The following is a 23,436-nucleotide window of genomic DNA, read 5'->3' as shown; positions in this document are numbered from 1 at the left end:
GTCGGCGCGCGCCGGTTCTCAGCGGATGATGTCGGTGATCCGCCACTCGCGCCCCTCGAGTTCGAGACGCACATGGGTCGGTGCCTTGCCGAGTTCGCCGATGCGTACCAGGAAACGGTCGTAGGACTCGAAGAAGGCGTAATCGATGGCGGCGAGCAGATAGGGTGGGTTCTGCGAGGTGGCACGCCCGACCGCCTCGCGCAGCGCCTGCCGTGCCCAGGGGAGGGTGATGGCCTGCTCGAGGGCGACGTCGCCGATCTCGCCGATGTTTTGGCGTAACCAGTGCGTTACCCCATCGGCGTCACCGGCCGGCAGTACGCCCTCGACGCCATCGGCGATGCGTGCCTTATAGTGGCCGCGGATTGCCGCCAGGTCGACCAAGGCCGCCAGCTCGGTGGTGTCCTCCTGGTTGATGGCGTCATCGAGCTGGTAGACGGCATAGTAGGGCCACAGCCCGTAGCCGAGCAGGGCGAGTAGGATCAGATAGCCGAGAAAACGCATCATCGCTCCTCAAATCACGTCAGGGCAGGGCGCAAACCGATGGGGCATTCTAACCGCAACCATCGCCCCGATATAATCACCCATCCCAGATCAGCCCGAGGTGCCCGTGGACGACCCGACTCCCAACCCAACCCTGCAATCCGATCCAGCCACCGCGGGGTTGCGCGTCTATCTGGTCGGTGGCGCGGTGCGCGACCGGCTGCTCGGGCGGGTGGTGCACGAGCACGACTACGTGGTGGTGGGCGCGCACGCTGCGACCCTGCGCGCGCGCGGTTTCCAGCAGGTCGGCAAGGATTTCCCGGTGTTCCTGCATCCGCTCACCAAGGACGAGTACGCGCTCGCCCGCACCGAGCGTAAGACCGCCCCTGGCTATCATGGCTTCGCCGTGCACGCCGACCCCGAGGTCACCCTGGAGCAGGATCTGTTGCGGCGTGATCTCACCATCAACGCCCTGGCCGAGGACGCCGAGGGCCGCATCGTCGACCCCTATGGCGGGCTCGCTGATCTCGAGGCGCGGGTGCTGCGTCACGTCTCCCCAGCCTTCGCCGAGGACCCGGTGCGCATCCTCCGTCTGGCGCGCTTCGCCGCGCGCTTTGCCGATCTCGGCTTCACCGTCGCCGCCGAGACCCAGGCGCTGATGCGCGAGATGGTCACCGCCGGTGAGGTCGATGCCCTGGTCCCCGAGCGGGTGTGGCAGGAACTCTCGCGCGCGCTCTGCGAGACCCGCCCCTCGCGCTTCTTCGAGGTGTTGCGCGAGTGCGGTGCGTTGGCGCGACTGCTGCCCGAGCTCGACCGACTGTGGGGGGTGGCGCAGCCGCTCAAGTGGCACCCCGAGGTCGATACCGGGGTGCACGTGATGCTGGTGCTCGACATGGCCGCGCGGCTCTCGCCGCTGCTCGAGGTGCGCTTCGCCGCGCTCTGTCACGACCTCGGCAAGGGCACCACGCCGGCGGAGATCCTGCCCAGCCACAAGGGCCACGAGGCGCGTAGCGTCGAGCTGCTCGAGGGGGTCTGCGACCGCTTCCGGGTGCCCAACCGCTGTCGTGAGCTGGCCCGGATCACCGCGGGTTATCACGGCCTGGTGCACAAGGTCGAGGAGCTGCGCGACACCACTGTGCTCGACCTGCTCGAGCGTACCGACGCGCTGCGTCGGCCCGAGCGTTTCGAGCAGATGCTGGTCGCCTGTGAGGCCGATTTCCGTGGCCGCACCGGCTATGCCGAGCGCGACTATCCGCAGGCGGCGCTGTTGCGGCGGCTGCAGGCGGCGGTGGCCGCGCTCGATGTCGGCGCCATCGCCCGCGCCGCGCCGGCGCCGCAGCTGATCGCCGGGCGCATCCGCGAGGCCCGGCTGGCGGCGCTGCGCGCGGCGCGCGGTGGGTGAGCGCCCTGGTTTGTCCTCACGGCCGCCTTGGCGCATCATGATGGGTTTCCCTGCGAGCCGACCTCCCACGAAGTATCGAGAACCATGAGCGAGACCATCAGCTATTCCGCCGAGGGCCTGGAGCAGCGCCCACTCAAGGCCTTTACCGAGAAGGCGTATCTGGATTATTCCATGTACGTCATCCTCGATCGCGCCTTGCCCCATGTCGGCGACGGTCTCAAGCCGGTGCAGCGGCGCATCCTCTATGCGATGTCGGAACTGGGGTTGTCGGCGACGGCGAAGTTCAAGAAGTCGGCGCGGACCGTCGGCGACGTGCTCGGCAAGTTCCATCCCCACGGTGACTCGGCCTGCTACGAGGCGATGGTGCTGATGGCGCAGTCCTTCACCTACCGCTACCCGCTGGTCGACGGTCAGGGCAACTGGGGCTCGCCCGATGATCCCAAGTCGTTCGCGGCGATGCGCTACACCGAGTCGCGTCTCGCCCCCTACGCCGAGGTGCTGCTCGACGAGGTCGGGGAGGGCACGGTCGACTGGCAACCGAACTTCGACGGCACCCTCGATGAGCCGCGGCTGTTGCCGGCACGCCTGCCCAACCTGCTGCTCAACGGCGCCACCGGTATCGCGGTAGGCATGGCCACCGATATCCCGCCACACAACCTGCGCGAGCTGGCGCACGCCTGTACCCATCTGCTCGAGCACCCCGAGGCCGATGTCGACGCGCTGATGCGCTTCGTCCCCGCGCCCGACTATCCCACCGAGGCCGAGATCGTCACCCCCGCTGCCGACCTGCGCAAGCTCTACCACAGCGGTGGCGGCAGCGTGCGGCTGCGTGCCCGTTACGAGATCGAGCGTGGCGACATCGTCATCACCGCGCTGCCGCACCTGGTCTCGGGCAGTCGCGTGCTCGAGCAGATCGCCCAGCAGTTCAACGCCAAGAAGCTGCCGATGGTCGAGGACTTCCGCGACGAGTCCGACCATGAGTTCCCGACGCGGCTGGTGATCGTGCCGCGCTCCAATCGGGTCGACGTCGCGCGGCTGATGTCGCACCTGTTCGCCACCACCGATCTCGAACGCAGCTATCGCGTCAACATGAACATGATCGCCCTCGACGGTCGCCCGCGGGTGATGAACCTGCGCGAGATCCTCGTCGAGTGGCTCGCTTTCCGCACCGAGACGGTGCGCCGTCGACTCGGCCACCGGCTCGAGAAGGTGCTCGAGCGTCTGCACCTGCTCGACGGGCTGCTGATCGCCTTCCTCAACCTCGACGAGGTGATCCACATCATCCGCACCGAGGACGAGCCCAAGGCGGTGCTGATGGCGCGCTTCGCGCTCACCGAGACCCAGGCCGACTACATCCTCAACACCCGGCTGCGCCAGCTCGCGCGACTCGAGGAGATGAAGATCCGCGCCGAGCAGGAGACGTTGAGCGCCGAGCGCGACCGGTTGCGCGCCACCCTCGACGATCCCGCCGCGCTGCGCCGGCTGCTCGCTGCGGAGTTTGCCGCCGATGCCGAGCGCTACGGCGATGCGCGCCGTTCGCCGCTGGTCGAGCGCGCTGCGGCGAGCGCCATCGACGAGACCGAGCTGGCGCCGAGCGAGCCGGTGACCGTGGTGCTCTCGGAGAAGGGCTGGGCGCGTGCGGCCAAGGGGCACGACGTCGACCCGGCCGGGTTCAACTATCGCTCGGGGGATCGCTTCCTCGCCGCGGCGCGTGCGCGCAGCAACCAGGCCGTCGCCTTTCTCGACTCGCGTGGGCGCAGCTACAGCCTGCAGGCCCATACCCTGCCCTCGGCACGTGGCCAGGGCGAGCCGCTCACCGGGCGTTTCGACCCGCCCACCGGGGCGCGTTTCGTCGCGGTGCTGGCCGCTGCCGAGGGGCGCTATCTGCTCGCCTCGGACGCCGGCTACGGCTTCCTCGTGCGTGCCGCCGACCTGGTGGCCAAGCCCAAGGGCGGTAAGGCGGTGCTGACCCTGCCCAAGGGCGCCGAGGTGCTCGACCCGGTGGCGGTCCCGGCGGTCGAGGGTGCGCTGGTGGCGGTGGCCAGCAGCAGCGGTCATCTGCTGCTCTTCCCCCTCGACGAGCTGCCGGAGATGACGCGTGGCAAGGGCAACAAGCTGATCGCCATCCCCACCGCCCGCGCCGCTGCGCGCGAGGAGCTGATGGTGGCGATGGCGGTGGTCGCGCCCGAGGGCGCATTGCGGGTGCGCGCCGGCAAGCGCGAGCTGACGCTCAAGGCGCGTGACCTTGAGGCCTATCGCGGTGATCGCGGGCGTCGTGGGCGGTTGCTGCCGCGCGGTTTCCAACGGGTCGAGGCCTTGAGCGCAGAGTCCTGAGGCCGGCGCCCGGGGCGTATCCAGACAGGCAAAGGGAGGTGGCCATGCTCGAAGGGGGACGTGCGACGATCCTACTCGTCGATGACTCGCCCGAGAACCTGGTGGTACTCAGCGAGTTGCTGCAGCCGGAGTTCCGGGTCCGGGTGGCCACCTCGGGCGAGAAGGCGTTGCGGGTGGTGAGCCGGGCGCCACACCCGGACCTGGTGTTGCTCGATGTGATGATGCCGGGGATGGATGGTTATGCGGTGTTCGAGCGGTTGCGCGCCGACCCGCTGACCGCCGACACCCCGGTGATCTTCGTCACTGCCATGGACACCGAGGAGGCCGAGTCACGCGGGCTCGATGTCGGGGCGGTCGACTACATCGCCAAGCCGGTCAATCCGCGGATCCTGCTCGCGCGGGTCCGCACCCAGCTCGAACTCAAGCATGCCCGGGATCTGCTGCGCGACCAGAACGCCCTGCTCGAACTCGAGGTCAAGCGGCGGCTGCGTGACAACCTGATGACCCAAGAGGTCAGCATCCTCGCCCTGGCACACCTGGCCGAGATCCGCGACCCCGAGACCGGCAACCATCTGCGCCGCACCCAGCGCTATGTCGAGACCCTTGCGCAGCAGCTGCGCACTCACCCGCGTTTCGAGACCTTTCTCGCCGGGCGCACGGTCGAGGAGCTGGCGCGCTCGGCGCCGCTGCACGACATCGGCAAGGTCGGTATCCCCGATCACATCCTGCTCAAGCCGGGCCGACTGTCGGCCGATGAATGGGAAATCATGAAGACCCATGCCAAGCTGGGTAGCCTCGCCATCGAGCAGGCCGAGCGCGAGGCCGAACGGCCGGTCGAGTTCCTCGCGCTCGCCAAGGACATCGCCCACTATCATCACGAGAAGTGGGATGGCAGCGGTTATCCCGAAGGGCTTGCCGGGGATGCCATCCCCATCGCCGCGCGTCTGATGGCGCTCGCCGATGTCTTCGACGCACTGATCTCGCGTCGGGTCTACAAGGCGCCGATGAGTCACGAGGAGGCGCGCGACATCATCCTCGGCGGACGGGGGGCGCATTTCGACCCGGACGTCACCGATGCCTTCCTGGCCAGGTTCACGACCTTCTGCGAGATCGCGGGGCGTTTTGGTGAGAGCGAGGGGTGAGACGGAGACCGAGGAGGGGCACGGCTGGTCACGCCAGGCCGCCGTTGGTGTCGCCCCGACCCCGGTCGGCATTCACTAGGAGGCGAGTGCGATGCTTGGGTCGGTACGTATCGAGTCGGTGCTGTCGGTCGACGGTGTGCTCGCTGAACGGCGCCAGTGCCGATGAGTGAGGACGATCAGCAAGGCGCCGCCGAGCGCGACGAGCCGCGCGCCGGGCGGCGGTGGCTGACCGGCTATGCCGTCGTCGCCGGTGGCTGGGTGGTGCTCTCCGATCTGCTACTGGTGGTGCTCGGTGGCGGCTCGTGGTGGTTGGCCGTGGCCACACTGCTCTGTGGCCTGGCGCTGGTGGCCGCGACCGGGGTCTGGCTCCATGCCTCCGGCGCGCACCCGGTGGCGGCCTCAGGGTCATCGCCGCCGGCCTCGCGGGCGCAGTGGTCGCCGGTGCTGTTGATGCTCGCCGCCATTGTCTCGCTGGCCTTCGCTGGGGGGCTGCTTTCGTTGGAGCACCAGCGCGCCAAGCTCGGCGAGACCCTCAAGACCATCGCCGAACTCAAGGTGCGCCAGGTCGAGCACTGGCTCGACGAGCGTCTTGGCGATGCGCGCATGATCCAGACCAGCCGTTTCTATGCCGAGCTCTATCGCAGCTGGCAGGGCGGCGACGAGCGTGCCGGCACGGCCTTGTGTGAGCGGATTACCGAGTACGCCGGGTTCAACAACTTCGGCATGGCACGGCTGGTCGGCGCCGATGGGCGGCAATTGTGTGGTCCTGACGGTGATGCGGCGGCGCTACCGGCGTCCTTGCGGACGGCGGTGGCCGAGGCCGCGAGCGGGTCACGACCCCTGGTCCAGGGGCCGGCTCGCGATGCCGAGGCGCAGCTGCATGTCGACTTCCTGGTGCCGCTCCCGATCGCTGGCAACGGGCCACCGCCGGTGGCGGTGCTACACAGCGACCCCAATAAGCACCTCTATCCCCTGCTGACCTTCTGGCCGTTGCCGGATTCCTCGGGCGAGAGTCTGCTGTTCCGGCGTGAGGGCGAGACGGTGGTCTCGCTCAACGAGTTTCGCTATCGCAGCGGTAGCGCGGCACGCAAACGCACGTCGCTGGCGGCCGAGCGGGTGATCGCGGTGCAGGTGCTACGTCATCCGGCGCTGCTCGGCACCCTGGTCGATGGGGTCGACTACCGTGGTGTGCCCTCGGTCGGGGTGGTGCTGCCGGTTGCCGGTACCGATTGGTTCCTGGTGGCCAAGGTCGATCGCCGCGAGCTGCTCGAGGAGGTGTTGCAGGATCTGCGCTGGATCGTGCTCGCGGCGCTGTTGGCGTTGTTGATGACCCTGGCCGGGGCGGTGTTGCTACGTCAGCGCCAGCGATTGCTCTATGCCGAGCGGCTGCAGCGTTCGCACGACGAACGCCTGCGGGCGTTGAGTCTGCTCGGGGCGATCGCCGATGCCTCGCCCGATGCCATCTTCGCCAAGGACCAGCGGGGGCGTTATCTGCTCTTCAATCAGGCCGCCGGGGCCTTGGTCGGGCACCGCCCCGAGGAGGTCATCGGTCATGATGATCGCTGGTTGTTCCCGGCCGAGCAGGCCGCCCAGATCATGGCCAAGGACCGCGATACCATCGAGCGGGCGGTGAACTCGACCTTCTTCGAGCACCTGACCAGTGTCGTCGGCGAGCGCATCGTGCAGACCATCAAGGGGCCGCTGCGCAATGGTGACGGGGAGATCATCGGGGTGTTCGGGGTGTCGCGCGACGTCACCGAGATCCGCCGTGCCGAGCAGGCCCAGGCCGACGAGGCGCTGATGCGCAAGATCCTGATCGAGCAGTCGCGCGATGCCATCGTCGTGCTCGATCAGGACGGGTGCGTGCTCGAGGCCAACGAGAGCTTTGCGAAGATGCTCGGGCGTCCACTCGAGGAGGCGTTGCGGCTACGTCTCTGGGACTGGGATCCGCACTGGTCGCGCGATCGTACCCTGGAGGTGTTGCGCGACTTCGAACTCAATTCGGGGCTGCTCGAGACCCAGTGGCGTCGTCACGATGGCACCCTGCTCGATGTCGAGGTCGCCTTCAACCAGGTCGAGCATCGTGAGATGCGGTTGGTCTTCTGTGTGTGTCGCGACATCACCGTGCGCAAGCGCGCCCAGGAGGAGGTGACGCGACTCTCGCGGGTGATCGAGCAGACCCAGGAGAGCATCGTCATCACCGACCTCGATGGGCGCATCGTCTTCGTCAACGAGGCCTTCCTGCGCACCTCCGGTTACAGCTCGGAGGAGGTGCTCGGCGAGACCCCGCGGCTACTGTCCTCGGGCAAGACCCCGCCCGAGACCTATGCGGCGCTGTGGGGGGCGATCGCCAGCGGTCGCGCCTGGAGTGGCGAGTTCATCAACCGGCGCAAGGACGGTGGTGAGTTCATCGAGTTTGCGATCATCACCCCGATCCGTCAGCCCGACGGCGCGATCAGTCACTATGCGGCGATCAAGACCGATGTCACCGACCGACGCCGGATCGAGCACGAGCTGGCCGCCCATCGCGACCATCTCGAGGAGCTGGTGGCCGAGCGCACCGTAGAGCTGGAGCGGGCACGTCAGGTGGCAGAGGCCGGCACCCGCGCCAAGAGCGCCTTCCTGGCCAATATGAGCCATGAGATCCGCACCCCGATGAATGCCATCCTCGGCCTGACCTATTTGCTCCAGCGCGACGAGCTAACCCTCGAGCAGAGCGAGCGACTGGACAAGATCAGCGGCGCGGCGCGTCACCTGCTGGCGATCATCGATGACATCCTCGATCTCTCCAAGATCGAGGCCGGGCGGATGGAGTTGCGCCGGGTCGACTTTCCGCTACTCTCGATCCTCGATCACGTGCGCTCGTTGATCGCCGACCAGGCGCGGCTCAAGGGGCTGGCCGTGGAGCTCGACTGCGACGACGTCCCGCACTGGCTGCATGGGGACCCGACACGGCTGCGTCAGGCGCTGCTCAACTATGCCGCCAACGCCGTCAAATTCACCGAGCGCGGTCGTATCGCGTTGCGCGCGCGCTTGCTCGAGCAGCAGGGGGACGAGGTGCTGGTGCGCTTTGAGGTCAGCGACACCGGCATCGGTCTCGCCCCGGAGCAGCGCCGGCGTCTGTTCACCGCCTTCGAGCAGGCCGACGTCTCGACCACCCGACGTCATGGCGGTACCGGGCTGGGGTTGGCGATCACCCGGCGCCTGGCCGAGTTGATGGACGGGGAGGTCGGGATCGAGAGTGAGCCCGGCTTTGGCAGTACCTTCTGGTTCACCGCGCGCTTGTCGCGCGGCCGCGGTAACGCCCCGGTGCTGCTCGATGAGATCGGTCAGGCGCAGGAGGACGAACTCAGCGAACGCTTCAGCGGGACCCGGGTACTGTTGGTCGAGGACAATATCGTCAACCGAGAGGTGGCGATCGAGTTGCTGCAATCGGTTGGGCTCAAGGTCGATGTCGCGCACAACGGTGTCGAGGCCCTGGCCAAGGTCGAGAGCGAACGCTATGCGCTGATCCTGATGGACGTGCAGATGCCGGAGATGGACGGCCTGGAGGCGACGCGCCGGATCCGCGCGCTGGAACTCGAGCGTCAGCCGGCGATCCTGGCGATGAGCGCCAATGTCTTCGACGAGGACCGCCAACAGTGCATCAGGGCGGGGATGAACGACTTTGTGGCCAAGCCGGTCGATCCCGAGGTGCTCTATGGGATCTTGCTGCGCTGGCTATCGAACACCGCACCGCTGAACGAGCCGCCATCACGTGCCCAGACGGTGGTGGCCGGTCCCGATGATGCAGAACTCGCCGCCCGTCTCGAGGGCCTCCCGGGGGTGGATGCCGGGCGTGGATTGGCGGCGGTGCGAGGACGGACCCAGTCCTACCTACGGTTGTTGCGGCTGTTTCTGCGCGATCATGGCGAGGATCCGGTGCGCATTGCCGCTGCCCTGGCGCAACGCGACCACGCGCGCGTCAAACAGCTGGTGCATGCCTGCAAAGGGGCGGCAGCGACCGTCGCCGCTGAGGCCGTGCTCAACCCGCTGGTGCGGCTCTCGCCACTGATCGAGCGTGACGGCGAGGAGGTGCAAGGTCAGCGTGCACGCCTGCTCGACGAACTCGCCCTGGTGTTGCAGCATCTCGGTCAAGGGGTGGAGCGCCTCGCTGCCGCCACCGGGCAGGTCGATGCCGCCGAGGGCCTGGTCGATCCGGTCGATTTTGTCGCGACCTTCGATGAACTCGAACGCCTGTTGCGTGAGGACGACGCCTATGCGCTGCGTCTGCTCGAGGATTCCGAGGCGCTGTTGCATGCGGCCCTGGGCGATGCCTTCCATGCCCTCGTCCATGAGATCGAGCGCTTCGACTTCGAGGCCGCATTGGTCACCCTGGGGGCGGCCCGGGCACGGATGCACGCTCCCGGATGAACGCCCCGGCGTCGCTACGGTGCGGTGGGGGAGGGGGTCGTCGATGGCCCGAAGGGGTGCGACCCGAGTGATCCGTGCGGCCCTCGGCGATGAATGCTTCAAATGGGCTTGACACGATCGGATCGATTGCTGTAGATTTGCAGTCCTCGCCAGGGAGCGACGGGCAAATGCCTGTAATCCCGACCCTCATGCCGAGGTGGCGGAATTGGTAGACGCGCATGGTTCAGGTCCATGTGGGCGAAAGCTCGTGGAGGTTCAAGTCCTCTCCTCGGCACCATCTCTCCAGATCGCATCTCGACGGATGTCGATCAGCAAGACCCGAACCGACCGACTGGTCGGTTTTTTTGTGCCTGGACAGACCGCCCCTCGAGTCCTGCTCGTGGTCCGTCGTGAGGCGCGGTGGTTGGTCTGCAGGTATGATGGGCGTCCGTTTGGCGCGCCCGAGGGTGCGCCGCAGCCTTGCCGTCATCCTCTCAGCGTGCTGGATTCATGACCCGTATCGATTTCTACACCCTCGCCCCGGACAGTGGTGGCGATCGCTTCATCTTCACCTGTCGCCTGCTCGAGCGCATTCGCGCCGAGGGGCTGCGCGCGCTGGTGTATTGTCCTGAGCACGAATGGGCGCGCCATCTCGATCGATTGCTGTGGACCTTTCGCGAGGACGGTTTCCTGCCGCACGGGTTGGTCGGCCAGGTCGATCCGTCGCTGACCCCGGTGCTGATCGGTGCCGATCCGCGTCCCCCGGTGCCGACCGAGGTGCTGGTCAATCTGGCGCTGGTGCCGCCGGAAGACCTCTCGCCCTTCGCGCGAGTCTGCGAGCCGATCGATCAGACGCCGTCGATCATCGAGGCCGGGCGCGCCCGTTATCGTCACTATCGCGGGCTCGGCCTTCCGCTCGAGCATCATCAGATCCGGCTTTGAGTCCGATGCGTCCGGGCGCGGGGTGCCCTCGATCCTGCGCGCGCGAGGGGCCGTCGGGTGTGATCGGTCAGACCGCTGGTCGGATGATCGGCCGTCGAGTGCAAGGTCTTTTGGGGCAACGCGATAGCGATCAGGACGCGCTTGTCGTGATCGACGCCAATGCTTGGGAGAGGGGGGTTCTAAGGGGAGATGGTGCCGAGGAGAGGACTTGAACCTCCACGAGCTTTCGCCCACATGGACCTGAACCATGCGCGTCTACCAATTCCGCCACCTCGGCATGAGGGTCGGGATTACAGGCACTTGCCCGTCGCTCCCTGGCGAGGCGGCAAATAATAGTGAGACAAGCCGACCCTGTCAACGCTAAACTGGATTTTTTTCCGACTGATTGGATTCACGTGCCAAAAAGAAGACCCTCATCGACCGCGCGACACGCGGACCCGCATCGCCAGCGCGAGGCGAAGAAGTACGCAAACCCCATCCCCAGCCGCGAGTTCATCCTCAAACGCATGGAGGAGGCGGGCGCGCCGCAGTCCTTCGAGGAGCTTGCCGGCGCGCTCGATCTCAGCGACGAGCAGGACCAGATCGCCCTCGAGCGCCGTCTCGGCGCCATGGTGCGCGACGGTCAGCTGGTGCGTAACCGCAACGACGCCTTCTGTCTGGTCAACAAACGCGATCTGATCGCCGGCCGGGTGATCGGTCATCCCGATGGCTTCGGCTTCCTGCGTCCCGATGCCGGTGGTGACGACCTCTATCTCTACAACAAGGAGATGCGCACGCTGTTCCACGGAGACCGCGCGGTGGTCCGGGTCAGCGGGCGCGACCGTCGTGGCCGTCTCGAGGGTGCGGTGGTCGAGATCCTCGAGCGCAACACCCGCTCGGTAGTGGGGCGTCTCTACAAGGAGAGCGGTGTCGGCTTCGTGATGCCCGACAACAAGCGCCTGGCCCATGACGTCATCATCCCCAGCGATCGCTGTGCCGGGGCCGAGCAAGGGCAGATCGTGGTCGCCGAGATCACCGACCAGCCAACCCGTCGCACCCAGCCGATCGGGCGGGTGGTCGAGGTGCTCGGCGACAACATGGCCGCCGGCATGGAGACCGACATCGCCATCCGCACCCACGACCTGCCGGTGGAGTGGCCGGCCGAGGTCGAGGCCGAGATCGCCGGGCTCAGCGAGCAGGTGCCAGAGGCGGCCAAGGCCGGTCGGGTCGACCTGCGCAAGCTGCCGCTGATGACCATCGACGGGGCCGATGCACGCGACTTCGACGATGCCGTCTACTGCCAGCGCACCCCCAAGGGCTGGAAGCTGCTGGTGAGCATCGCCGATGTCTCGAGCTATGTCCGTCCGGGCACCGCGCTCGACACCGAGGCCTATGCCCGCGGCAACTCGGTCTACTTCCCCGATCGGGTGATCCCGATGCTCCCGGAGGTGCTCTCCAACGGGCTGTGCTCGCTCAACCCCGATGTCGACCGGCTGTGCATGACCGCCGAGCTGTATTTCAACAGCGAGGGCAAGATGATCCGCAGCCGCTTCTACGAGGCGGTAATGCGCTCACACGCGCGCCTGACCTATGACGAGGTCTGGGCGATGCTCGATGCCGGCGACCCCACGCTCTGCGAGCGGTATGCCGAGGTGTTGCCCCACCTCCACGAGCTCTATCAGCTCTTCCGGGTGCTGCAGCAGGCGCGCAACGCCCGTGGTGCGATCGATTTCGATACCACCGAGAGTAAGTTCGAGTTCAACGACCAGGGGCGCATCGCCGGTGTGGTGCCGGTGGTCCGCAACGATGCCCATCGCATCATCGAGGAGTGCATGCTCGCGGCCAACGTCGCCGCCGCGCGCTTCTTCGAGCGTCGTCGCATTCCGGCACTCTTCCGTATCCACGACACCCCCAGCGAGGAGAAGCTCAGCGACCTGCGCGAGTTCCTCGGCCAGCTCGGGCTGCGTCTGCCCGGTGGCGCCAAGCCGACGGCCTCCGACTATGCCGAGCTGCTCGACTACGTCAAGGATCGCCCCGATCGTCGTCTGATCCAGACCGTGCTGCTGCGCTCGATGCAGCAGGCGATGTACAGCTCCGACAACGCCGGTCACTTCGGTCTGGCCTTCGACGCCTATACCCACTTCACCTCGCCGATCCGGCGTTATCCCGACCTCATCGTCCACCGCATCATCAAGCAGGTGCTCAGCGGCGCCACCGCCGCTGACTTGGATTACTCCAAGACCGAGCTGCAACAGGCCGGCGAGCACTGCTCGGGCACCGAGCGACGCGCCGACGAGGCCACCCGCGACGCCTCCGACTGGCTCAAGTGCGAGTTCATGCGCGACAAGCTCGGTCAGGAGTTCGACGGCACCATCACCAGCGTCAACTCCTTTGGCATCTTCGTCGAACTCGACGAGGTCCATATCGACGGTCTGGTGCACATCACCGCCCTCGACAACGACTTCTACCACTTCGACCCCATCGGGCACCGGCTCGACGGTGAGCGCACCGGCACCGTCTACCGGCTCGGCGATCGGTTGCGGGTGCAGCTCGCGGCGGTCAACCTCGACGATCGTAAGATCGACTTCGTGCTCGCCGAATCGGCGCGGCCGCAGCCTAGCGCCAAGCCCGCTGCCCGTAACGGTCGCAAGCGCAACAATCGCAGCCGTAAGCCGCGTACCGACAAGCCGTCGCAGCAATCGGTCGAGGCGCTCGAGCAGGCTGCGCCCGAGGTCGCGGCGCCCGATGCACCCGAGGTCGGCGCCACCGAGGAGACGCCGAAGCCGCGCAAGCCTCGCCGTAAGTCCAGGGGCGCGCGCAAGCCCGCGGTGTCCGAGCAGGCGCAGCAGCGACAGCCGGAGCCGGCCGCCGAACCCGCTCCCCAGGGTGAGTCGGGCGAGGACGCCCCCAAACCGGCGAAGAAACGCCCGCGCAAGCGCAAGCCGAAGAAGAGCGCCGAGGCCGCCGCACCCGTGCCGCAACCGACCGAGGCCGCCAAGGCCGAGCCGCCGCAGGCCGAGGCCAAGCAGGGTGAGGCCAAGGCGCGCAAGCCACGCTCGCGTAATCGACGCAAGCGCAAGAGCGGCAATGGTACGGGTAACAACGGGGCCCCGCAGGCATGAAGGACTGCGCCGCTGTCGCCGGGATCCACAGCGCCCGCGCGGCGCTGAAGTTCGGCGCCGATGGGGTCGGTGCCCTCTGGCTCGAACGCAGCCGGCGCGACCGTCGGCTCGGTGAACTCGCCGAGCTGGCGCGCGCCGCCGGTGTCGAGGTGCGCCAGGTCGATCGCGACACCCTGGAGCGCGCCGCCGAGGGCGCCAACCACCAGGGTGTCGTGGCCTGGGTGCGGGTGCCGGCGGCGCGCGCCGAGGCCGATCTCGATCGTCTGCTCGATGCCCTCGAGGCGCCGCCGCTGCTGCTGTTGCTCGACGGCGTGCAGGACCCGCACAACCTCGGCGCCTGTCTGCGCAGTGCCGACGCCGTCGGGGTGCACGCGGTGGTCGCGCCCAAGGACAACGCCGTCGGTCTCACCCCGGTGACCTGCAAGGTCGCCAGTGGTGCCGCCGAGACCGTACCCTATGTCCAGGTCACCAACCTCGCGCGCACCATGGATCGACTCAAGGAGCGTGGCATCTGGTTGATCGGCACCGCTGGCGAGACCACCACCGAGCTCTACGACACCGACCTGCGCGGTCCGCTGGGGCTGGTGATGGGCAGCGAGGGCAGCGGGCTGCGTCGTCTCACCCGGGAGCGTTGCGACGCCCTGGTGCGGCTGCCGATGCTCGGTCAGGTCGAGAGCCTCAACGTCTCGGTCGCCGCCGGCGTCTGCCTCTACGAGGCGCTGCGCCAACGGCGTCGCTGAACCCACCAATGCGCCGCACCCCGTCGTTGCCGTCATTCGGTGGCGATGGGGTGGTGGCGTGTCATCTTGTCCATGTCGATCCGCGATGAATCGCCTCGTACGAGCGATCAGCGCCCAGCGATCCGTCCGCCGCCACCAGCGCTTACCCGCCCACGACCCAGCAATCCACCTCCAGCGGCCAACCGCGAGCCATCAGTCGCCCGTGGGCAACGGGGGCCGAATCGTCGAGGCGCGAGGAGACGCCGGGGAGGGTGCGAGGTCGTGAGCAGAGGCGTTTCGCCGGGCATGCTGCGCCTCGTTGGGCCTGAGGCCGGATCGCGCTTCTCCGTTTTGGGGCTAGGCGATCTTGCGATTCAACCTTTGCGGCCGACGCTGATGATTGCTTCGATCCCGCGAACGCGTAAAATCCCACAGAGATTTTAGTGATTTGCGTCGCGGCCCGACTCGGTCAGACGCCCACCCCCCGATCGTGATGGAACGATGGGGATCGTATCGTTGAAGCCTGACGGAATCGACCGCTATGACCGCACTGGAATGGATGCTCATTCCGCTCCTCACGCTCACCCTGGTGGTGCTGACGTTCTTCTCATCCAACCTGGCGACCCTGAGTCTGGCGCGATTGCTGGCGCCGCGACGGCCACTCGCCAGCGCCGAACTCGATCCTGCACATTACCCCGAGGTGCTGGTGCAGTTGCCGCTCTACAACGAGGGGGAGCTGGTCGGCCCGTTGCTCGAACATATCGCCGCGCTCGACTGGCCGCGTGAGCGGCTGCGGGTACAGGTGCTCGACGACAGCACCGACGACTCGCTGGCGCTCAGCGAGCAGGCGGTGGCCCGCGCCTGCGCCGCCGGGCTGTCCATCGAGCTGATCCATCGGCGCGAGCGCACCGCCTTCAAGGCCGGCGCCCTGGCCGCCGGACTGGAGTGTTCGGACGCTCCGCTGGTGGCGATCTTCGATGCCGACTTCGCGCCGCCGCCGGACTTCCTGCGGCGCACCGTGGCGGTGCTCAAGGCCGATCCGGGACTGGCCTATGTGCAGACCCGGTGGGCGCATCGCAACCGCCACCACAGCCTGCTCACGCGGGTGCAAGCGCGGCTGCTCGACAGCCATTTCCGCGTCGAACAGGAGGCGCGCTGGCGACTCGGGTTGCCGGTGCCCTTCAACGGCACCGGGGGGCTGTGGCGGCGCGAGGCGATCCGGTCCGCCGGTGGCTGGCAGGGCGATACCCTCACCGAGGACCTCGACCTGAGCCTGCGCGCGCACCTGCGCGGCTGGCGTTCGGCCTTCCTCGGCGGGTTGGAGGTGCCGGCGGTGCTGCCGACCTCGACGCGCGCCTGGCGTGCCCAGCAGTTTCGCTGGAGCAAGGGCTTTGCCCAGTGCTTCCTCAAGCTCGCCCCGATGATCTGGTCGAGCCCACGGCTGGCACCGTGGCAGAAGCTGATGATCAGCCTCGAGCTGGCCCAACCCCTGGCCTTCCTGCTCGGCTCGCTGTGTCTGCTGATGGGGCTGCCGTTCATTGCCGGGGCGGCCGTCGGTGGACCGGTGCTGGGCACGGTGGCGATCCTCGCCTCGGTGCTCGGATTGCTCGCGCCGGTCGGTTTCCTGGTGCTTGCCGGTCATGGCGGCGGTGTGCGCGAGACCACGCGCGAGGTCGCCGGCGCCCTGGTGTTGACCAGTGGATTGCTGCTCTCCAATGCCCGTGCCGGGGCCGAGGCGCTGCTCGGTCACCGTAGTGAATTCGTCCGCACCCCCAAGCGGCAAGGACCGGCGAGCGCGCGTCGCCGTCAGTGGCGCGGCGGTCTGCCGGAGCTCGTCGCGGGACTCGCGCTGCTCGGCTTCGTGTTGCAGCAGCAACCCGTGGCGGTGATCTATCTGCTGGTGGTGATCGGTGGCCTGCTCGGGGTCGGCGTGCTGCAGGTGCGCGATGCGCTGATGCTCGGCCGGCCCAGCGAACCGCACGCCTGATCAGCGCCGAGCACGTCACCCCGGGGTGAAAATCACGCCGGGGTGGCGATTTTTGGGGTGATGGTCAAGTATCATGTTCGGTCTTCGCTTGAAACCCGAACCATGAGCACATTGCCAATGCTGGTCCTCCGTGGCGCGCCCGCCTTCTCCGATCTCCGTCTACGCAAGCTCGCCGAGCGGCTGAGCGAGCATACCGCCCGCCCGCTGCGGGTCTATGCCGAATACGTCCACTTCGCCCAGCTCTCGCGCCCGCTGGACTGGTCCGAGCAGCAGGTGCTCGAACGCCTGCTGAGCTATGGGCCGAGCCTGCCCCAGCACGAGCCCGAGGGCGCGCTGGCGCTGGCGGTGCCGCGCCCCGGCACCATCTCGCCGTGGTCGACCAAGGCCACCGACATCGCCCACAACAGCGGGCTGGTGGCGGTCGAGCGCATCGAGCGCGGCATCGCCTACTACGTCACCCTGGAGGACGGCACGGCCCCCGAGGCGGCGCTGCTGGCGCGCGCCGCCGAGCTGCTCCACGACCGCATGACCCAGGTGGTGCTGGGCGCGCTGGAGGAGGCCGAGCAGTTGTTCGTACGCGCCGAGGCGCGTGCGCTGCGCCGCGTCGACCTGCTCGGCGGCGGGCGCGCGGCGCTGGTCGCGGCCAACACCGAGCTGGGGCTGGCGCTCTCGGAGGACGAGATCGACTATCTCGCCGAGAGCTTCGGCGCGCTCGGGCGCAACCCCAGCGACGTCGAGCTGATGATGTTCGCCCAGGCCAACTCCGAGCACTGTCGCCACAAGATCTTCAACGCCGACTGGACCATCGACGGCGAGGCGCAGCCGCGCTCGCTGTTTGCGATGATCCGCAACACTACCCAGTGCGCGCCCGAGGGCGTGCTCTCGGCCTACAGCGACAACGCGGCGGTGATCGAGGGCAGCATGGGAGAGCGCTTCCTCCCCGACCCCGATAGCGGCGTCTACGGCACGCACGCCGAGCCGATCCACGTGCTGATGAAGGTCGAGACCCACAACCACCCGACGGCCATCGCCCCCGATCCCGGCGCGGCCACCGGCTCCGGCGGCGAGATCCGCGACGAGGGCGCCACCGGCCAGGGCTCCAAGCCCAAGGCCGGGCTGTGCGGCTTCTCGGTCTCCAACCTGCGCATCCCCGGCTTCGAGCAGCCCTGGGAGGTCGACCACGGCAAGCCCGGGCGCATCGTCTCGGCACTCGACATCATGCTCGAGGGGCCGATCGGCGCGGCGGCCTTCAACAACGAGTTCGGCCGCCCCAATCTCGCCGGCTACTTCCGCACCTACGAGCAGACCGTCCCCGGTCTTGCTGAGGGTGAGGACGAGCTGCGCGGCTATCACAAGCCGATCATGATCGCCGGCGGGCTCGGCAACATCCGCGCCGAGCACGTCAACAAGCAGTCCTTCCCCGCCGGCACCCCGCTGATCGTGCTCGGTGGCCCGGCGATGCTGATCGGGCTCGGCGGCGGCGCGGCCTCGAGCATGGCCACCGGCGCCTCGGCCGAGGACCTGGACTTCGCCTCGGTGCAGCGCGCCAACCCCGAGATGCAGCGCCGCTGTCAGGAGGTCATCGACCGCTGCTGGGCGCTCGGCGAGGACAACCCGATCCTCTTCATCCACGATGTTGGCGCCGGCGGGCTGTCCAACGCGCTGCCCGAGCTGGTGCACGACGGCGAGCGCGGCGGGCGCTTCGAGCTGCGCGAGGTGCCCAACGCCGATCCCGGCATGTCGCCGATGGAGATCTGGTGCAATGAGGCCCAGGAGCGCTACGTGCTGGCGGTCGACGCCGCGCGGCTCGAGCGCTTCCGCGCCATCTGCGAGCGTGAGCGCTGCCCCTACGCGGTGGTCGGCGAGGCGACCGAGTCCGAGGCACTCAAGCTCGGCGATCGTCAGCTCGAGGACACCCCGATCGACATGCCGATGTCGCTGCTCTTCGGCAAGCCGCCGAAGATGCACCGCGAGGTCAGCCACGTCAGCCCGCGCCGCGCGCCGCTCGACACCGCCGCGATCACCCTCGACGAGGCCGTCGAGCGGGTGCTCGGCCTGCCCACGGTGGCCGACAAGAGCTTCCTCATCACCATCGGTGACCGCAGCATCACCGGTCAGGTGGCGCGCGACCAGATGGTCGGCCCCTGGCAGGTGCCGGTGGCCGACTGTGCGGTGACCCTGAGCGACTACCAGGGCTACACCGGCGAGGCGATGGCGATGGGCGAGCGCACCCCGCTGGCGCTGCTCGACGCCCCGGCCTCGGGGCGGATGGCCGTCGGCGAGGCGCTGACCAACATCGCCGCGGCCGATATCGCCCGTATCGGCGACATCAAGCTCTCGGCCAACTGGATGGCCGCCGCCGGTCACCCGGGCGAGGACGCACGGCTCTACGACACGGTGCGCGCCGTGGGCCTGGAGCTGTGTCCGGCGCTCGGCATCGCCATCCCGGTCGGCAAGGACTCGATGAGCATGAAGACGGTGTGGCAGGGCCCCGAGGGCGAGCGTCGCGAGATGACCGCGCCGCTGTCGCTGATCGTCTCGGCCTTCGCCCCGGTGCGTGACGCGCGCACCACCCTGACCCCGCAGCTGCGCACCGACCTCGGCGACACCGAGCTGCTGCTCGTCGATCTCGGGCGGGGCGCCAACCGGCTCGGCGGCTCCTGTCTGGCGCAGGTCTACGGCCAGCTCGGCGAGGTCGGGCCCGATCTCGACGACCCGGCGCTGCTCAGCGGCTTCTTCGCCGCGATCCAGACACTGCGCGCCCAGGGCCACCTGATCGCCTATCACGACCGCTCCGACGGCGGTCTCCTTGCCACCCTCGCCGAGATGGCCTTCGCCGGGCGTTGCGGGCTCGATATCGATCTCGCGCCGCTCGCCGGCGACGACCTGGCGGCGCTGTTCAACGAGGAGCTGGGCGCGGTGGTGCAGGTGCCGAGCGCGGCGCGCGCCGCGGTGCTGGCCGAGTTCGAGGCGGCCGGTCTGGGCGACTGCGTGACCCGTCTCGGCGCGCCCTCGGTCGATGGTCGGGTGCGCATCCGGCGCGGTGAGCAGACCCTGTTCGCCGCCACCCGTGCCGAGCTGCAGCGCACCTGGTCGGCGACCAGCCATCGCATGCAGACGCTGCGCGACGACCCGGAGTGCGCCGACGAGGCCTATGCGCGCATCGCCGATGCCGCCGATCCCGGTCTCAACGCCAGCCTCGGCTTCGACCCGGCCGAGGACCTCAGCGCGCCCTATATCGCCCGTGGCGCGCGCCCGCCGATGGCGATCCTGCGCGAGCAGGGCGTCAACGGTCAGGTGGAGATGGCCGCGGCCTTCCATGCCGCCGGGTTCGAGTGCGTCGATGTCCATCTCTCCGACGTCGTTGCCGGGCGCGCCGAGCTGAGCCGCTTCCGCGGTCTGGTCGCCTGCGGCGGCTTCTCCTACGGCGACGTGCTCGGCGCCGGCGAGGGCTGGGCCAAGACCATCCTCTTCAACGCCCGCGCCCGCGATCAGTTCCAGGCCTTCTTCGAGCGCGCCGACACCTTCGCCCTGGGGGTGTGCAACGGCTGTCAGATGCTCTCCAACCTTCACGAGCTGATCCCCGGCGCCGGTCACTGGCCGCGTTTCGTGCGCAACCGTTCCGAGCAGTTCGAGGCCCGCACCCTGATGCTCGAGGTCGCCGCCGACACCCGCTCGGTGCTGCTCGCCGGCATGGCCGGCTCGCGGATGCCGGTGGCGGTGGCCCACGGCGAGGGACGCGCCGAGTTCCGCGACGAGGCCCATCTCGCCGCGGCGCGTGCGGCGGTGGCGGTGCGCTACGTCGAGAACGACGGTCATGTCGCCGAGCAGTACCCGGCCAACCCCAACGGCTCGCCCGAGGGCATCGCCGGCCTGACCACCGACGATGGTCGGGTGACCATCATGATGCCGCACCCCGAGCGGGTCTTCCGCACCGTGCAGCACAGCTGGCACCCGGATGGCTGGGGCGCGGATGCGCCCTGGATGCGGCTGTTCCGTAACGCGCGGGTCTGGGTTGACTAGTCCGGTCTAGTCGCATCTCGGTCGCGCCTGCAACGGGCGCGATCGGTCTTTGGCAGCATGGACGTTGCCCTTCGCATCGAGTGTTCGGTGATGGCGTATCGTGCGTCGGTGTCGTCTCGGCACTGGTGCCGGGCGCGATACGCCGTCTCCGGCCAGGGACCCCGTCGCCTCCTGAGGGCGGGGTAACGGGCGGCGAGGGCGCGAGCGGTCGTTCGAGTCGCCTTGGGATCGCGATCACATTGAGGTGATGTCCATGGATGCTCGCAAATCGTTGTGTTGTTCCTTGCTCGCCGTTACCACGAGCCTCGCGGCGCATGTCGCGCTCGCCGATGACTGGCAGCGGATCGAGGCCGCCGCCCCCTTCATCGACACCGAGGGGGTCTTCCGTACCCCCGCCTGTTCCGGTTCGCCACGGCTGGAGGGGGGGGAGGTGGTGGCCACCGATACCGACTACGCCTTCTTCATCCGCGATGGTGATCCGCGGCGGCTGTTGCTGTTCTTCGATGGCGGCGGCGCCTGTTGGGATGCCGGGACCTGTATCGATGCCGCGCTCGCCGGCTCCAAACTCTACTATCCCGTCGTCGACGAGACCCCGGACGAGCTGGCCGGTTTCGGCGGCATACTCGACATCCACCGCCCCGATAATGCATTGCGAGGCCATCTCCAGGTCTATCTGCCGTACTGCACCGGGGACCTGCACCTGGGCGCGCGTGATACCACCTATCCGCTACCCGATGGTCGTGACTGGACCATCTATCACCGCGGACACGACAACGTCATCGCCGTGCTCGAATACCTTGCCGATTACTATGCCGAAGAGCTCGGCGAGCCGCCCCAGGAGATCATCTTGGTCGGTGCCAGTGCCGGCGGCTACGGTGTGCTCTACAACTATCCAGCGGTGGCGCAGCGCTTTCCCGGGGTCGAGCGGGTGCGGGTGCTGGTCGACTCCTCCAACGGCGTGATCTCCGAGGACCTGTTCGAGCGCGCGCTCGCCCCGGATGGGGTGTGGGGGGCGCGCGAGAACCTCGCCCCCGAGATCGCCGCCGCCTTCGACGGCACTGCCGGGGGGCTGGTGCCAGGACTGTTCAACGCCCTCGGCTGGCGGTATCCGGGCGCTCGCTTCGGCCAGTACACCCGCGCCTATGACGCCGTGCAGGTGCTCTTCTTCAACGTCTCGAGCAATATCGGTAACCCCGAGCGCTGGTTCGATCCGATGCAATTACTGCTCTCTGGGCTGGAGTGGACCGCCCGCGCCCGCGCCTCGATGTGGGGCACCGCCTTCACCACCTGGAACTACCGCTTCTACCTCGCCCAGGGGCAGACCCACATGGTCTCTTTCTATGACGACTTCTATAACGAGGACAGCGCCGGTGGCGTCGAGCTGAGCGACTGGTTCAACGACATGATCGAACGCCGTTGGTTGTTCGGGAGTGCTTGGCGCAATGCGAGCTGTGTGCCCGCCTGTCTGCCGCCCGAGGGCTTGGATCTGACGCTCTGACCCTGTTGCAGCTGCTGCTGGGGCGGCTCAACGTCGCGCCAGCCGTCGGTCCTGGTGGTAATCGAGCCCGAGGCGCAGTGCGGTCTCGGCCTTGGCCAGTTCGGCGCCGAGATAGCCGGCGTGGTCGAGCTGGGTGACGAGTTCGGCGCGCAGCAGGCCGAGCAGGACGCGCTCGGCGGAGTGGGAGCGGATCTCGTGCCCGGGGTTGTGGTCTGGCCAATAGTGACGGCAGAGGATCTCGCCGGCGGCGGGGTCGACACTGATGATGAAGAATCCCTTGGGGTCATAGCCAACCGGCCGGCGTTGTCCTCCGGCGGGCAACGGGGTGAAGTGGGGTGTCTCGACCGTCTCCGCCTCGATCGCCGTCAGCGGGTCGAGCTGGGCGGCGCGGCGTGCCGCCTCGGCGATCTCGCGGGCGATCCGGCTGCGCTCATCGATGCCTACCAGGTCGATGAGCTGGATCTGGCGGCGAAAGCGCGCGATGCGCTCGGCGGTGACGTTGGCGAGGACCGGGAAGTGGCCCTGGGCGTCGATGATGCGCTGCTCCGGCGTGACCCCATTGGCGATGAGGGCGCCGAGCCCCTGCGCGGTGTGGAAGACCGGTGAGTCGCGTCCGCATAACAACAGGAAGCGGATATTGGGGTTGGCGGTGGTGTTCGTCAGCAAGCGCTCGATGCCCAGGTTCACCGTGACCAGCCGTCCCGCGATCGCCACCCCGGGCAGCGCCGCGAGCGGTTCGAGTGGGGTTCGGTCCGAGAGCGTGCACACCGCCACCGGCGCCGTGGCGTCGCCGACCACGTAGTCGCCCGGTAGCGGTGGCCAGCCGGGGATGCTCGATGCCGCTCGCTGTCGCCGTGCTGCGCCGCCGAGTCGGTCGCGAACCCACTGGAGGCGTTGGAAGGCGGCGACGGCCAGGCGGTTCTCGCCATCGGCATCCCGAGGCAGGAGTTGCGCCATTGCGCGCATGAGAATCAATAACGTTTTTGGGCGTTTCCGGGCAGGTCCAATGAGGCTGTGTCGATCCGACATGGTGGGTCTTGGTACGCGGGATGGGTAATCAGGGGCTCGGCGGCGCCAATGTGCCGGCGAGTATCTCGACCTCAGTCTATCGTGCCAGCGTCTCGGGGGCGATAGTCGACCGGACAGGGGCGTGTATCCTGGCTGTACTCGTGAGAGGTGCGGAGAGCATGCATTGTGGAGCGGCTTTCGGCGAGCCATCAGCGAGCCGTATCGGCATTGAGGTCTTGAGAGCCAAGCCCATTTGCGCGCTTTGCGGTTCAATCTCCCCGGTCGCGGGCACGGGTCTAGCGTCGGTTGGGCTGGCGCGCAGCGACCCGTCAGCCGCCGCATCGACGAGCCGGGAACGTCCGTGGACGGTTCACCCAGCATCGGCACGCCATCATCGGGCAACGGCGT

General features: G+C 68.1%; 12 protein-coding genes and 2 tRNA genes. 11 read left to right on the top strand and 3 right to left on the bottom strand.

Annotated features, from left to right (window positions below):
• Nucleotides 1–18 precede the first annotated feature (18 nt).
• Nucleotides 19–504: a DUF2939 domain-containing protein gene (locus HF203_RS12520; protein WP_343043918.1), complete on the bottom strand. Its 486-nt coding sequence runs from the start codon at nucleotides 502–504 to the stop codon at nucleotides 19–21.
• A gap of 157 nt (nucleotides 505–661) precedes the next feature.
• On the opposite strand from HF203_RS12520, the gene HF203_RS12515 reads away from it, so the two are divergent.
• From HF203_RS12515 to HF203_RS12490, 6 genes are all read left to right on the top strand, one after another.
• Nucleotides 662–1,882, top strand: a complete 1,221-nt coding sequence (locus tag HF203_RS12515; RefSeq protein WP_168670264.1) for a multifunctional CCA addition/repair protein — start codon at nucleotides 662–664, stop codon at nucleotides 1,880–1,882.
• An 84-nt stretch (nucleotides 1,883–1,966) separates the two neighbouring features.
• Nucleotides 1,967–4,216, top strand: coding sequence for a DNA topoisomerase IV subunit A (gene parC / locus HF203_RS12510; protein ID WP_168670214.1), 2,250 nt, complete (start codon nucleotides 1,967–1,969; stop codon nucleotides 4,214–4,216).
• A 44-nt stretch (nucleotides 4,217–4,260) separates the two neighbouring features.
• Nucleotides 4,261–5,358: a response regulator gene (locus HF203_RS12505; protein ID WP_168670212.1), complete on the top strand. Its 1,098-nt coding sequence runs from the start codon at nucleotides 4,261–4,263 to the stop codon at nucleotides 5,356–5,358.
• A 162-nt stretch (nucleotides 5,359–5,520) separates the two neighbouring features.
• A complete protein-coding gene (locus HF203_RS12500; RefSeq protein ID WP_168670210.1) occupies nucleotides 5,521–9,771 on the top strand; it encodes a PAS domain S-box protein in 4,251 nt (1,416 codons plus the stop codon).
• A gap of 190 nt (nucleotides 9,772–9,961) precedes the next feature.
• A tRNA-Leu gene (locus HF203_RS12495) sits at nucleotides 9,962–10,048 on the top strand.
• 212 nt (nucleotides 10,049–10,260) lie between these two features.
• Nucleotides 10,261–10,692: a DNA polymerase III subunit chi gene (locus HF203_RS12490; RefSeq protein ID WP_168670208.1), complete on the top strand. Its 432-nt coding sequence runs from the start codon at nucleotides 10,261–10,263 to the stop codon at nucleotides 10,690–10,692.
• Nucleotides 10,693–10,882: 190 nt separating this feature from the next.
• On the opposite strand, the gene HF203_RS12485 is transcribed toward HF203_RS12490, so the two are convergent.
• Nucleotides 10,883–10,969: transfer RNA gene (locus HF203_RS12485), tRNA-Leu, on the bottom strand.
• A 118-nt stretch (nucleotides 10,970–11,087) separates the two neighbouring features.
• Between HF203_RS12485 and rnr the strand changes: the two genes are divergently transcribed.
• From rnr to HF203_RS12460, 5 genes are all read left to right on the top strand, one after another.
• Nucleotides 11,088–13,793: a ribonuclease R gene (rnr, locus tag HF203_RS12480; protein ID WP_168670205.1), complete on the top strand. Its 2,706-nt coding sequence runs from the start codon at nucleotides 11,088–11,090 to the stop codon at nucleotides 13,791–13,793.
• Complete coding sequence (gene rlmB, locus HF203_RS12475; protein ID WP_168670203.1) at nucleotides 13,790–14,533, top strand: 23S rRNA (guanosine(2251)-2'-O)-methyltransferase RlmB; 744 nt, start codon at nucleotides 13,790–13,792, stop codon at nucleotides 14,531–14,533. The genes rnr and rlmB overlap by 4 nt, the downstream gene beginning before the upstream one ends.
• A 520-nt stretch (nucleotides 14,534–15,053) precedes the next feature.
• Nucleotides 15,054–16,499 carry a glycosyltransferase gene (locus HF203_RS12470; RefSeq protein WP_168670201.1) on the top strand — a complete coding sequence of 482 codons (1,446 nt, stop codon included), beginning with the start codon at nucleotides 15,054–15,056 and terminating at the stop codon, nucleotides 16,497–16,499.
• A gap of 117 nt (nucleotides 16,500–16,616) precedes the next feature.
• Nucleotides 16,617–20,522 (top strand): phosphoribosylformylglycinamidine synthase, encoded by a 3,906-nt coding sequence (gene purL / locus HF203_RS12465; RefSeq protein WP_168670262.1) that lies wholly within the window; start codon nucleotides 16,617–16,619, stop codon nucleotides 20,520–20,522.
• A 253-nt stretch (nucleotides 20,523–20,775) separates the two neighbouring features.
• The gene (locus HF203_RS12460; RefSeq protein WP_168670199.1) at nucleotides 20,776–22,020 is read left to right on the top strand and encodes a pectin acetylesterase-family hydrolase; all 1,245 of its coding nucleotides are present in this window, start codon (nucleotides 20,776–20,778) and stop codon (nucleotides 22,018–22,020) included.
• 27 nt (nucleotides 22,021–22,047) lie between these two features.
• Here HF203_RS12460 and HF203_RS12455 read toward each other — a convergent pair whose 3' ends face one another.
• The gene (locus HF203_RS12455; protein ID WP_168670197.1) at nucleotides 22,048–22,977 is read right to left on the bottom strand and encodes a DUF4346 domain-containing protein; all 930 of its coding nucleotides are present in this window, start codon (nucleotides 22,975–22,977) and stop codon (nucleotides 22,048–22,050) included.
• Nucleotides 22,978–23,436 lie beyond the last annotated feature (459 nt).

Origin of the sequence: Marichromatium bheemlicum (assembly GCF_012276755.1) — a bacterium.
In the GTDB taxonomy this organism is placed as follows: domain Bacteria; phylum Pseudomonadota; class Gammaproteobacteria; order Chromatiales; family Chromatiaceae; genus Marichromatium; species Marichromatium bheemlicum.
The sequence above is the reverse complement of the archived record's forward strand: the minus strand, read 5'-3'. Positions and strand labels throughout refer to the sequence as shown.